This is a genomic window from Allobosea sp. P1_A7 (assembly GCF_056406775.1).
The window spans coordinates 1-12,494 of the sequence record NZ_JBFTZN010000275.1 but is presented as its reverse complement, the minus strand read 5'-3'; the positions used below and the strand labels follow the sequence as shown (position 1 = coordinate 12,494).

The following is a 12,494-nucleotide window of genomic DNA, read 5'->3' as shown; positions in this document are numbered from 1 at the left end:
GTCATGGACGGCGCTCCTTCAGATGGGTTGCTCAACGACAACCATCCTGGCACAGCTCCATTCGAGCCAGATGCCGCAGCGGGCGCCGTCCACACCATCACGTTAACTGCCGGCGTGCGCAAAGAGGTGCATTCGGCCTGGTGAAAGGCTCACGCGGTGACGCCGGCCACGGCTAACATCATGGTTTGAGCTCCCGTTTCGAGTGCGGTCGAGGCTGCAACCCATGCGCCGGCCGGTTGGTTCCGGCCTGCTTCCTGCCTTGTCCCATGACGCTTCGGTCGCCGCGCGCAGGCCTCTTAAGGGATGGTCAGGTGCACGGTCCGCCCCGAAGCAGCAGCCGAACTTAGGGCTGGATCAAACTGTTCCTGTTCGAAGGAACACATCGTGCTCGCGAGCCGTTGTCGTCGAGATGAACTTGCGCGCCCGCGCCCCCCCACGCCCAGAACCATGCGCCCAAGGAGATCGCCGTGACACTCCGCACGCTCGCTCCCGACGAAAAAATCGAGATTTCCCTCGGCCTGAATGGCCCGCCCGTTCACATCGAGGTCGATGCTGCAACGACCTTGCTCGATCTCCTGCGCAACCATCTCGCGCTGACCGGGACCAAGAAGGGCTGCGATCACGGTCAATGCGGCGCGTGCACGGTGCTGATCGATGGCGAGCGAATGAATTCGTGCCTGAAGCTCGCGGTGATGCTGGACGGCAGCGCTATCACCACGATCGAGGGCTTGGCAGAGGATGGCGCGTTGCATCCCATGCAGCGCGCCTTCATCGAGCGCGATGCATTCCAGTGCGGCTATTGCACGCCGGGACAGATCTGCTCGGCCGTGGCGCTCGTCGCCGAAGGCCGCGCCCATAGCCGCGACGAGATCCGCGAGCTGATGAGCGGGAATATCTGCCGCTGTGGCGCCTATCCGAACATCGTCGACGCCATCGAGGACGTCATCGCCCAGCAGACAGGGCACATGCGGGAGGCCGCAGAATGAACCGCTTCTCCTATCTCCAGGCCGAGAGCCTCGAAGGCGCGCTCGCCGCGCTGGCAGCCGACCCCGGCGCCAGGCTRATTGCCGGCGGCACGAATCTGCTCGATCTGATGAAATATGATGTTGAGCAGCCGGACCGCCTGATCGACATCACCCGCCTCGGGGATCTCGATACGATCGCCGAGACCGCGGACGGCGGCATCCTGATGGGGGCGCTCGTCTCGAATACGACGATCGCCTATCACCCGTTGGTCGCCGGGACTTTCCCGCTGCTGTCGAGCGCGATCTTGGCGGGCGCGACGCCACAACTTCGTAACGCCGCGACGGCCGGCGGCAATCTCAACCAGCGCACTCGCTGCCATTATTTTTACGATGCCGCATTGCCCTGCAACAAGCGCGAACCTGGCAGCGGCTGCCCGGCGATCAAGGGCGTGAACCGCAATCATGCCATTCTCGGCGCGAGCACCGACTGCATCGCAACCCATCCCTCCGACATGTGCGTCGCGCTTGCCGCACTCTCGGCGAGCGTCCATGTCGCCGGGCCGCAGGGCACCCGGACGATCGCGATGGCGGATTATCATCGGCTGCCGAACGGTTCACCGGATCGCGACACGACGCTCGGCGCGGGCGAGATCGTCACCGGCATCGAGTTGCCCGCCGAGGCGCAACGTTTTGCCGAGCACCACAGCTATCTCAAGCTGCGCGACCGGCTCTCTTATGCCTTCGCGTTGGTTTCCGTCGCGGCCTGTCTGGAAATGGGCAGTGGCGGTGCGATCCGCGATGCGCGGCTGGCACTTGGCGGCGTTGCTCACAAGCCTTGGCGTCGGCCGCAGGCAGAAGAGGTGCTGATTGGCCGTAAGCCCGACGATGCGAGCTTCGCCGCGGCGGCGGACGTTCTGCTGGAAGGAGCACAGGGCCGCGAGCACAATGCCTTCAAGATCGAGCTCGCGCGCCGCGCCATCATTCGCGCACTGACCCAAGCCGCAGCCGGGACGCCGCAATCGCAATCCGACAAGCGCATCGCCTGAGGGAGCACGGCCATGATCAGCAACGATCCCCATGTCGGCTCGCCGCGGAGCCGGGTCGACGGCGTAGCCAAGGTCACCGGCCGCGCGACCTATGCAGCCGAGTTCGTTGCTCCGGACCTGCTTCATGGCTGCATCGTCGGCAGCGCGATTCCGCGCGGCAAGATCCGCGATTTCGATCTCACGGCGGCGCTTGCAGTGCCGGGTGTCGTGACGATCTTCACCCATGAGAACCGCTCTCACACCGCCTGGTTCGACAGCAGCTACCGGGACCAGGTCGCCCCGCCCGGCAAGCCGCTCCGCCCGCTCCACGACGCCACCATCCAGCACAGCGACCAGCCGATAGCCTTGGTCGTCGCGTCGAGCTTCGAGGCCGCCCGTGACGCGGCCTCCCTGGTCGGCGTGTCCTATGAACGAGAACCGCACGAGACCGATCTCGAGCGCGCCCGCCAGGACAGCTATGAGCCGCCGAAGAAGCGCGCGGGCATCGCGCGGCCGCCCGATCCGAAAGGCGACGCGGAAACTGCCTTCGCAGACGCCCCGATCAAGGTCAGCGCCGAGTACCGCGTCCCGACCGAGCACCATAATCCGATGGAACTGCACGGGACGACGGTGGTCTGGGAGGGCGACGGCAAGATCACCGTCCACGACAAGACGCAGGGCGCGCTCAACACGCAAGGCTATGTTACGTCGGTCTTCGGCCTGGCAACCGAGGATGTCCGCGTGGTTTGTCCCTTCGTCGGTGGCGCCTTTGGCTCCGCGCTGCGGCCGCACCACCAATTGTTCCTCGCGGTGATGGCGTCGCTCGCACTCGAGCGATCCGTGCGCGTGGAGATGACCCGGGCCCAGATGTTCAGCCATGCGCATCGTCCGCAGACGATCAATTCTGTCGCGATCGGTGCCGATGCCGAAGGGCATATCCGTTCGCTCCAGCACCATGCGGTCGCCGCGACCTCCGGCTACGAGGATTATCAGGAGAACGTCGTCAACTGGTCGGGCATGCTCTATCACAGCGAGACGTCGCTGCTCGCCTACGAACTCGCCAAGCTCGACATCCCGACGCCCGGCGACATGCGGGCGCCCGGTGCGCCGACAGGCCTGTTCGCGCTGGAAAGTGCCATGGACGAACTGTCCTTTGCCACCGGCATCGACCCGATCGAACTCAGGCTCAGGAACTACACCACGCGGGACGAGAACGACGACAAGCCCCTGACCTCCAAGGAGCTGCGCGCCTGCTATGCCGAAGGCGCCGCCCGCTTCGGCTGGCACAGGCGCAAGCCGGCGCCGCGCTCGATGACAAACGGCAAGGAGTTGGTGGGCTGGGGCATGGCCAGCGGCGTCTGGGAAGCGATGATGATGAAATCCTCCGCCCGCGCGACGCTGACGCGCGACGGCAGGCTCGAGATCGCCTGCGCCACATCCGATATCGGAACGGGCACCTACACGATCCTCAGCCAGATCGGGGCCGATGCACTGGGGCTCGATCTCGACGCGGTGACCGTGAAGCTCGGCGATTCATCGCTTCCACCAGCCCCGATCCAGGGTGGCTCCTGGACGGCGGCTTCCTCGGGGAGCGCGGTGACGCTGGCCTGCCGAAGGCTGTGCGAGACCCTGCTGAAACACGCAAAGTCCATCGAAGGATCGCCTCTGTCCGGCGCCAGGATCGATGACGTCGTCTTCGATGGCGGGTTCGTTCGGTTGCGCCAGGAGCAATCGAGCGCCGTCTCATTCGTCGATGCCCTGAGTGCGGCGCAGGTCGAGCGGATCGAGGCCGAGGAAACAGCCAGTCCTGGCCTGTTCGCGCCGCTGCACCGGGCTTCCTATACTCATTCGGCCGTCTTCGCCGAGGTCCATGTCGACGAGCAACTCAATAGCGTGCGCGTGACCCGGGTGGTTAGCGCCATCGCGGCCGGGCGCATCCTCAACCCCAAGACGGCGCGCAGCCAGATCATCGGCGGCGTGGTCTGGGGCATCGGCATGGCCCTGCACGAGGAGACGCTGACCGACCATCGCTTCGGCCGGTTCACGAACAGGAACCTTGGCGAGTATCATCTGCCAGCCAATGCCGACATCGGTGCGATCGAGGTCCTCTTTGTCGAGGAGCATGACGACCAGATCAATCCGATCGGCGTGAAGGGGCTGGGCGAGATCGGCGTCGTCGGCACGGCGGCGGCCATCGCCAACGCCATTCATCACGCGACGGGCAAACGCATCCGCAGCCTGCCGATCACCGTCGACAAGCTGCTTGCGGCGTGAGGAGCAGCATCGTTGGCGTCGCGAGAGGCCGATCTCGGCAGATATGGCGCGCCATTGGAAACGCGAGGCCGCGCTTCACCCTCCCTCCCGGAAGGCAAACCGTTGGAGGGGCAAACTTACCGCCCGCTCTCATCCTCCGAAGCATCTATTGCAGCGCGTCCTTGCGCGGAGAGATGAGCGACCGGCAAATGCCAACCACGTCTGATCGCCATGAAACGAAGGCCGAAGCACACGGCGGCTCCAGCCAGCGCTGAAACGCCATAGGAAAGCCCGAGCACATGGCCGATAACAACGAAGGACGCGGCGGTCAGCGCTGCGACGGCGTACAAATCGGAACGCAATACCTGCGGAATCTCCGCAAGCAGAACATCGCGCGTCATGCCTCCGCCGATTCCGGTCAGCATGCCCAGAAGCGCTGACATCACCGGGTTTAGTCCGAACTCGATCGCCTTCTGTGCACCGACCACCGCGAAAAACGAAAGGCCTACCGCGTCGAACAGGAGGACGGGGCTACGCAGCTTGTCGACGCCGGCATACCAGAAGAAGGTGATGAGTCCGGCCAGAACTGAGACCAGCAGGTACCGCCAACCGTCAGAGCGGCAGGCGGGATGGCCCCGATCAGGAGGTCGCGAGTGATCCCGCCAAAATTCCCCGTTACGAACGATAGGACGAGGATACCGAAAATGTCGAGGCGGCGATTGACTGCGGCAACCGCCCCGCTGATCGCGAAAACGAAGGTGCCGCCCAGGTCGAGAAGTCGCACAAGGGTTTCGATGGCGATCATGACGGGTCCGCCTGCGAAAAATCCTACCGCATCGGGACGAAAGCACCGAACAGCCTTCAAATGAGACTGATCTGCGATGCAATCGGGTAGAACAGTTCATTTTTTGTTCGGGCCGAGCCAGGCTAGCGCTCCGACGACCAGTGCCTCGACGCCTGTTGCCAGCGTGGGATGGAGGACGGGCGCGAATTGCGGACTGTGATTGACCGGAAGTTCGTTCAGCTTGTCGGCCGCCTTAGCCTCTGCATAGACCTTGGGATCGTTGCCACCCACGAACCAGAACACCGAAGGCACCTGCCACGCGGTGCCGAAGCAGCCGAAATCCTCGCTCGCCGGGGCGGGGCCGGTGTGCTTGACCCGGTCCGGCGAAAAATGGCCGCGAAACGCTGCGGCGATGCGGTTGCTGGCGGCTTCGTCGTTGACGTTTAAAGGGTAGCGGTCGAGCGGCGTGATCTCCGGTTTGCGCGGCGCCCCGGAGGCTTCGGCCTCGGCATTGACGATCCGCTCGATGGCGGCGAGCACATGCTTGCGCACGCCTTCGTCGAACGTACGCACATTGAGCTTGATGACGGCGTCGTCGGGGATGACGTTTTCCTTGGTTCCTGCCTGTAGCACGCCGACAGTGACCACTGCCGCGTCGTTGGCGGCAACCTCGCGGGACACGATGGTCTGGAGACGCAGCACGACGGAGGCCGCCATGATGACGGGATCGATGCTGGCCTGCGGCATCGACCCGTGCGCGCCGCGCCCGAACAGGCGGATTTGCAGGCTGTCCGCAGCGGAGGTTATCGGCCCGGCACTGCCGGCGACCGAGCCGGAGGGTCCGACCATGACGTGCTGGCCCAGCACGACATCGGGCTGCGGAAAGCGCTTCAGCAGACCATCGTCGATCATGGCCTGGGCGCCTTGCGCGGTTTCCTCGCCCGGCTGGAAGACGGCCATCAGGGTGCCCTTCCAGGCATCGCGCGCCTGTGACAGCAATGTCGCCGCACCGACCAGCCAGGCGACATGCATGTCATGTCCGCACATATGGCTCACGGGGACGGTGCTTCCCTCGGGGTCCGTCGCAGTAACCTTGCTGGCGTAAGCAAGGCCGGTATCCTCTGCGATCGGCAGCGCATCCATGTCAGCGCGCAGCATGACCGTCGGCCCCTCGCCGTTGCGAAGCAATCCGACCACGCCCGTCTTACCCACGCCAGTCGTTACCTCGAAGCCGGCTTTCCTGAGCTTGTCGGCGGCGAGACCCGCAGTTCGCATCTCCCGCATCGACAATTCCGGGTGGGCGTGGACGTCCTTATAGAGCGCCTCGATATCGGGCAGCAGCTTGTCCAGATCCGTCAAGACGACGGATGCGCTCCCGGAAGAGGTGTGCTCAGCCATGATGATCTCCTCCTATATTTCCGACGGGGGCAATGGGGTCGCAGCGATGCGTAGATCGGCATGGCCATGGGCCTGTCGCGCAACGCGGTCCATCCACATATCGAGGCGGCGAAATCCAAGATCGACGCGAATTCTCGTGCGCAACTCCTGCGCGGCGTGATGGCKGGCATCCTGAGATCGAGCCCTTGGCTTTAGCCAGCGCTTGCCTTTTCAGAGCTGAGTTCGGACCTCGGAACGCCGCGTGGCCCGTCAATCCCCCTCGCTCGTAGCGAATGGCTCCCTTCAGAGCACTTTCACCATCAAAGACCACGCCACCGAGTGTCGGGCGCGAGCGATGCCGACGTAGAGGTTTGGGGCGGATGCTTCGACATGCGAAAAATCGCCCGGTGGACGAACTATCGATCCCAGTGGTCCGAGCYGACGATGCGCGGCAGGGTCTCGAACTGGTGGAACGGCGGAGGCGAGGACAGGGTCCATTCCAGCGTCGTTGCACCTTCGCCCCACGGATTGTCYCCGGCGAGCTGCTTCTTCGWGAARGCGAYGATSACGCCGTAGAAGAAGATGAGCAGGCCGGCAGCGAAGATGTAGGAGCCGATCGACGACCAGAAATGCCAGCCGGCGAAGGCATCSGGATAGTCCRCATARTGACGCGGCATGCCGGCRAGRCCAAGGAARTGCTGCGGGAAGAACAGCAGGTTGGCGCCGAAGAAGGCGACCCAGAAGTGCAGCCTGCCGATCCAGTCSGGSATSAYATAGCCCGACATCTTCGGGAACCAGTAGTAGAAGCCGGCGAASAKGCCGAAYACGGCGCCGAGCGACAGCACGTAGTGGAARTGGGCCACGACGTAATAGGTCGCATGCAGCGAGCGGTCGAYGCCSGCATTGGCCAGCACCACGCCGGTCACGCCGCCGACGGTGGTGTTGAGCGAGAGGCCGACTGTAAACATGTGGTGCGCCCACACGATGAAGCCGACGACGCCGATCGCCACCATCGCATAAGCCATGCCGAGATAGCCGAAGATCGGCTTCTTCGAGAAGGTCGAGATGATGTGGCTGACGATGCCGAAGGCCGGCAGGATCATAATGTACACTTCGGGGTGACCGAAGAACCAGAACAGGTGCTGGTAGAGCACCGGGTCGCCACCACCGGCCGGATCAAAGAAGGTGGTGCCAAAATTGCGATCGGTCAGGAGCATCGTGATGGCCCCGGCCAGGACCGGCAACGCCAATAGCAGCAGGAAGGCAGTGACCAGCACGCCCCAGGCGAACAGCGGCATCTTGTGCATGGTCATGCCAGGCGCGCGCATGTTCAGGATCGTGGTGATGAAATTGATCGCGCCCAGAATGGAAGATGCGCCCGCGAGGTGCAGCGCGAGAATGCCGAAATCAACCGAGGGACCGGGGTGGCCTGTCGTCGAGAAGGGCGGATAGATCGTCCAGCCGGTGCCGACGCCATGGGCGCCAGGCGCGCCTTCGACGAACAACGAAATGGTCAGCAGGATGAAGGCGGCCACGACGAGCCAGAACGAGATATTGTTCAGCCGTGGAAAGGCCATGTCGGGCGCGCCAATCATCAATGGCACGAACCAGTTGCCGAAGCCGCCGATCAGTGCCGGCATGACCATGAAGAAGATCATGATCAGGCCGTGGCCGGTCACGAAGACGTTGTAGCTCTGGCCGTTGGCGAAGATCTGCAGGCCGGGCTGCTGGAGCTCGATACGCATCATGATCGAGAGGAAGCCGCCGACGAGTCCCGCCATGATCGAGAAGATCAGGTAGAGCGTCCCAATGTCCTTGTGATTGGTGGACAGGAGCCAGCGTCGCCATCCTGTCGGATTGGCATGAGCTTCCCCGTGTTCGCGAGCGTCGACGGTCGGGATTTGGGCGTTCGGGGCGGTTCCCATGGGGTTCGCCTCCCATCTGGACAGTTTCGAACTTTCATTTCCAATGGTCAAGGCCCGGAGCCACGCCGGGCGGGGCCGCAATCAGCAAAGCGCACAGTCGCGTTCAAGGTGAACCAACTATCGTGGCTTTGAACTGGGCGCATCGGGGCGGCGCCGTGGACGAGCACCTCATCCGTCGCATTCGCCTCGCCGCCCACTCAATGGATAACCCGAGGGCGCAACTATGCGGCGAGAGACCGGCGCGTATCCACCGCTGCATTACATCAACGATGGTCATTTCAGTGACTGAACGAATACGTACAGCCACCAAACCCCATAACCCAGAAGCATAAGCACCGCGACCATGACCAGAAACAAAACTAGCGCGATTGAGCCCCCTTGAACGCGCGGTGAAAACCCATCCAAGGCATCAGTTGTTTTGGTTTCTCCAGCGCCGATCGGCTGCTGAGTCCGCTTGCTTGTCGTCATTTCTACCTCCCACGGGACGTGCTCAGCGTCCATTGGGCTGACTATTAGAACGGTCGCTTTCGGCAATAGCGTCATATGGATACTGCTGCTGGGCCAGCTCACCCGTCCCGAGACACTTGCCTGCGCGCCGTGGAACGGAGAGCTTCGGCACCAATAGCCAGACGCTCTACCGAAAGAACGCGAGCAGGATGATGATCGGCAGGGGAATGCCCAACATCCAAAGTAGAATACCGCGGCCCATTGTTCGTCCTCCAATTTGTCGAGGCTGAACCCGCCACTGAAAGGAGTGTTCCCGGCCTTATAGGTTCCGGCTGGAACTCTTTTGCTTCGCCATCTGTTGACCGCTCGTCACATGTGTGACGGAGCATGGGAGGGTCTCATGAACGGCGTCATCTACATCGTCGGCCTTATCGTGGTCGTGTTGGCCATACTTTCATTTCTCGGTCTTCGGTAAGGCATGTTTCCGATGGCAATTCTGCCGCCTTGGAACGGGCACTCTTCAGACGCGTTCTGTGAGAGCCAGACCCGTCGCTTAGCCGGTAACGAACATGACCCGTTATTTCTTCGACAGCACCGATGGCGACTTCGTCGATATCGACGAGGACGGAATTGAACTTTCCAGCGACGAAGAGGCGCGGCGATCAGCGTTGGACGCCTTGCCAGATATGGCACGCGCGGTGATGCTAAACGGCGACTGCCGATTGTTCACCGTTAGCGTCCGCAGGGAAGAAGGTGGCGTCATTTACCGGGCGAGCATGGAACTTTTGGGCGAGCGATCCGAAAGCTGGAGCACAAAGGAGGTCGACATGGCGAATGCAGATCCAAACAAGACGGCAGGTCAGCCTGGGAGAACAAGTGATAGCCGCCCACGACCGGGGACAGGCATACCGAACGACGATCGCGCAACGCCGGCGGCGGATGCGAGCGTCGCTTCGCCAGCAAAGGGCGAGCCAAAACCCTCCAGCTCGCCGAGCGCACTCGACCCTGGGCGGCCGGTTAAGAAAACCTGATCTGCGGGGCCGCTGGGAACGCCTCGGCGTGCGCCGGTTTAAGCTGGGATGAATGAACCCTTCCGACCGCCGCAGATGTTGCCAAGTTATCGGCGCATGGGGATCGAGTACGGGGGATGATCGCTTGCGGTGCTGTCAAGCTTCGAGCCTGTCACGCTCGATGACGAGCTCGATGACCACGCCCAACGGGTCCCAAACTCTGCTGACCCGGCCAAGTTGACTTGCCGTCGCTTTGACCAAGCGGCTCCCGAAGCCTTCGCCTCCCGCGCTCCGCGGAGATGGACCGCCGCGCTCGCGCCAGACGATCACGAACTCAGACAGTCGCTTCGAGCATGTAATCTCGACCATGCCGTCCATCGTCGAAAGACTGCCGTATTTCGCGGCGTTGGTCGCGAATTCATGGAGCAGCAGCGAGATCGATGTCACCAAKGTGGAAGGGATTGGAATGTCGGCACCGCGAACCTCGCAGCGCGAGCGTTCACCCGCCCGATAGGGTGCGAGTATGGCTGCAATCAGCGGGTGCAACGTGGTTGCGGCCGGTTCGCTTTCCGCAGCTATGGACGACATAGTCAAAGCGTGCGCGCGCGACAGGGTGGCGAGACGCTCGCTAACCGTTGAAGCGAGCTCGGCCGGGGTAGTGGCTGAACGCGCCGTGAGATTGACGATTCCGCTCGTGAGCGCGAAGACGTTCTTGACGCGGTGGTTCATCTCGTGAAGCAGCAACTGTTGCTGTTCCTGCGCCCGTTGCCGCTCCGAGATATCCCGGGCAATCTTCGAGGCCCCCACGATTTCGCCTCTGGCGTCCTTGATGGGCGAGACGGTCAGCGAGATCGCTACAGGCGTTCCGTCCTTGCGGCGGCGGATGGTTTCGTAGTGCTCGATTCGCTCCCCGGCGCGAATGCGCTCCAGAATCGTTGGCTCCTCGCCCCGACGATCTTCCGGAATGAGCAGCATGACGGGCTGACCCAACATCTCCTCTCGCCGATACCCGAAAAGGCGCTCGGCGCCCGGATTCCAGTCGGTGATGAGGCCGTTCAGATCCTTTGCGATGATCGCGTCATCGGACGATTCGACGAGCGCAGTCAGCCGGCGGGCCGAGGCGTCCCCGGCATGACGTTCGAGGGCAAAGCCGAGCTGGCGTGCGACGAGCAGCGCGAGGTCGCGCTCGTGATCGGTGAAGACCCGCGGAGTGTCATAATAGACCATGAACTTGCCTGCCAGTTCGTCGGCTCCGGCGAGCGGGATGAAGGCCAGGGCATGGATGCCCTCGCCGATAATGGTTTCGATGAGTTGTCTCGGCTCCTTGCTGAGGGCGACGTCCGAGAGGAAGATCGGGTCGGCTTCGCGGTCATGGCGCTTCCAGGGCGAGTGGCCGTCTACAGCGGCGCGGTATCCATCCGAGAGGCCGCGCCAAGCGACGAAACGCATTGTCCCCCCATCATCGAAGCGAAGGATCGACGCCCGCGAGCACATGAGGGTTTCACAAATGGCATCAAGCGCACACTCGTAGATCTCGACGACGGTGCGGGCTCGAAACAGGCGATCGGTGAAGCGGAAGAGTGTGGTCTGCTCCCGAACCTGGCGCGCCAGATCGTTCGCAGCGTCGGTGGTCCTGCTGCGGACCGTAACCGTCACCTGACGATCGGTGCTTTGCTCCATGGGCACCCTCATGAACAGTCGAGATCTCGCACAACGAGGAATCCCCTCTGGCGACCGGGGCATTCGAGCACCGAACCCGGCTCATCGCAATGTCATTTGGTCATAATCCGTTCTTCGTTTGAGCAGGGGTTCGTGCGCGCCCCCAGCGCAGTAAGGCTTCTGCGCCAACGACCGCACCTAACCTTGGGCTGATACTGAAATCCGAACTCGTCGTTCGCCAGCGTTGCATTTCGTTCGTCAGGCGAATGCGATTGCGACTCTGAATTTCGTCCTCGGCCCTGAACTCGCACGCCTCGCGGGATGGAGAGGATTTCGAGCGCCGGAGGGCGGCTCCGGCCCGACCGAGCACCAACCTGGTGTCGAAGCCAGCCTCGGCGATCACGAAGCCGGTGGCAAACCGAATGGTGATCGTCGCTCCCGAAACGACGAAGGTCGCCGACAACGCAGAGATCAACCTCTTGATGATTTCAGGGCCTTCATCGGAGCTCGCGAGCGGCTTTACCAGCGCAAATTCATTCGAGTCGATGCGTCCCACGACGCCGACGCCGGTGGTGCCAATGCGCTCGGCGATTTGGACGAGAACCTGGTCGCCGACGTCGAAGCCATAGCCGGAGTTGATGTCATGAAAGCCCGCGACATCCAGCTTTGCGATCAGCATAGGACCTTTGCCCGTGGCAGCGAGGCCCGCCACAGAATTCACGCAGTATCGCTCCATGGGTCCTCGTGTCCGGGACCTGGCCGGGCTCAGCCCTTTTGCGGCGGGGACCGCATCGCCATATCCTGGCAAACAACGCAGGGCGGTTCCACCAATGCTCGACGTTACACCTCGCTTCGTCCTCAACGAGGACGACTTCGATTCGTCCACGCTTCCGCTCTCACCAGCAAGCGATGGCGCGCTGCTCGATGCTTATTCGCTTGCCGTCACCGACGTGGTGGAGCGGGTGGGCCCGGCCGTCGTCAGGCTTAATGTCCGCAGGCACGGGCGCCCCTCCGGCTCCGGATCGGGCGTGATCCTGTCGCCTGTCGCC

At 62.9% G+C, this 12,494-nt stretch carries 12 protein-coding genes and 1 pseudogene; 6 read left to right on the top strand and 7 right to left on the bottom strand.

The window, feature by feature from the left end:
• Positions 1–500 precede the first annotated feature (500 nt).
• Genes AC1D34_RS30795 through AC1D34_RS30785 form a run of 3 tightly spaced genes read left to right on the top strand, consistent with a single transcriptional unit; the run spans position 501 to position 4,264 of the window.
• Positions 501–986 (top strand): (2Fe-2S)-binding protein, encoded by a 486-nt coding sequence (locus AC1D34_RS30795; protein WP_476826271.1) that lies wholly within the window; start codon positions 501–503, stop codon positions 984–986.
• Positions 983–2,011, top strand: coding sequence for an FAD binding domain-containing protein (locus tag AC1D34_RS30790; protein WP_476770630.1), 1,029 nt, complete (start codon positions 983–985; stop codon positions 2,009–2,011). Before AC1D34_RS30795 ends, AC1D34_RS30790 begins: the two co-directional genes overlap by 4 nt.
• Positions 2,012–2,023: 12 nt before the next feature.
• Entirely contained in the window at positions 2,024–4,264 is a 2,241-nt protein-coding gene (locus tag AC1D34_RS30785; RefSeq protein ID WP_476826268.1) for a xanthine dehydrogenase family protein molybdopterin-binding subunit, read from the top strand.
• A 116-nt stretch (positions 4,265–4,380) separates the two neighbouring features.
• Here the strand turns inward: AC1D34_RS30785 and AC1D34_RS30780 are convergent, their stop codons facing one another.
• Positions 4,381–4,731, bottom strand: a complete 351-nt coding sequence (locus tag AC1D34_RS30780) for a trimeric intracellular cation channel family protein (RefSeq protein WP_476826267.1) — start codon at positions 4,729–4,731, stop codon at positions 4,381–4,383.
• A 17-nt stretch (positions 4,732–4,748) separates the two neighbouring features.
• Entirely contained in the window at positions 4,749–5,027 is a 279-nt protein-coding gene (locus tag AC1D34_RS30775; protein WP_476826270.1) for a trimeric intracellular cation channel family protein, read from the bottom strand.
• On the opposite strand from AC1D34_RS30775, the gene AC1D34_RS30770 reads away from it, so the two are divergent.
• Entirely contained in the window at positions 4,962–5,138 is a 177-nt protein-coding gene (locus AC1D34_RS30770; RefSeq protein WP_476826269.1) for a hypothetical protein, read from the top strand. The genes AC1D34_RS30775 and AC1D34_RS30770 overlap by 66 nt on opposite strands.
• Before the next feature lie 6 nt (positions 5,139–5,144).
• On the opposite strand, the gene AC1D34_RS30765 is transcribed toward AC1D34_RS30770, so the two are convergent.
• The 3 genes from AC1D34_RS30765 to AC1D34_RS30755 all read right to left on the bottom strand — a co-directional run bounded on the left by AC1D34_RS30765 (position 5,145) and on the right by AC1D34_RS30755 (position 8,797).
• Positions 5,145–6,425, bottom strand: a complete 1,281-nt coding sequence (locus tag AC1D34_RS30765; RefSeq protein ID WP_476826266.1) for a M20 family metallopeptidase — start codon at positions 6,423–6,425, stop codon at positions 5,145–5,147.
• 395 nt (positions 6,426–6,820) lie between these two features.
• Positions 6,821–8,329 carry a cytochrome c oxidase subunit I gene (locus tag AC1D34_RS30760; protein WP_476826265.1) on the bottom strand — a complete coding sequence of 503 codons (1,509 nt, stop codon included), beginning with the start codon at positions 8,327–8,329 and terminating at the stop codon, positions 6,821–6,823.
• A gap of 273 nt (positions 8,330–8,602) precedes the next feature.
• Complete coding sequence (locus AC1D34_RS30755; protein ID WP_441508581.1) at positions 8,603–8,797, bottom strand: hypothetical protein; 195 nt, start codon at positions 8,795–8,797, stop codon at positions 8,603–8,605.
• A gap of 548 nt (positions 8,798–9,345) precedes the next feature.
• Between AC1D34_RS30755 and AC1D34_RS30750 the strand changes: the two genes are divergently transcribed.
• Positions 9,346–9,807, top strand: coding sequence for a DUF6894 family protein (locus tag AC1D34_RS30750; RefSeq protein ID WP_476826264.1), 462 nt, complete (start codon positions 9,346–9,348; stop codon positions 9,805–9,807).
• 135 nt (positions 9,808–9,942) lie between these two features.
• Here AC1D34_RS30750 and AC1D34_RS30745 read toward each other — a convergent pair whose 3' ends face one another.
• Both AC1D34_RS30745 and AC1D34_RS30740 read right to left on the bottom strand, forming a co-directional pair.
• Positions 9,943–11,466, bottom strand: a complete 1,524-nt coding sequence (locus AC1D34_RS30745; RefSeq protein ID WP_476826263.1) for a PAS domain S-box protein — start codon at positions 11,464–11,466, stop codon at positions 9,943–9,945.
• 100 nt (positions 11,467–11,566) lie between these two features.
• Complete coding sequence (locus AC1D34_RS30740) at positions 11,567–12,124, bottom strand: diguanylate cyclase domain-containing protein (RefSeq protein WP_476826262.1); 558 nt, start codon at positions 12,122–12,124, stop codon at positions 11,567–11,569.
• Between the two features lie 151 nt (positions 12,125–12,275).
• On the opposite strand from AC1D34_RS30740, the pseudogene AC1D34_RS30735 reads away from it, so the two are divergent.
• Positions 12,276–12,494: pseudogene (locus tag AC1D34_RS30735) on the top strand (serine protease); the annotation flags it as partial.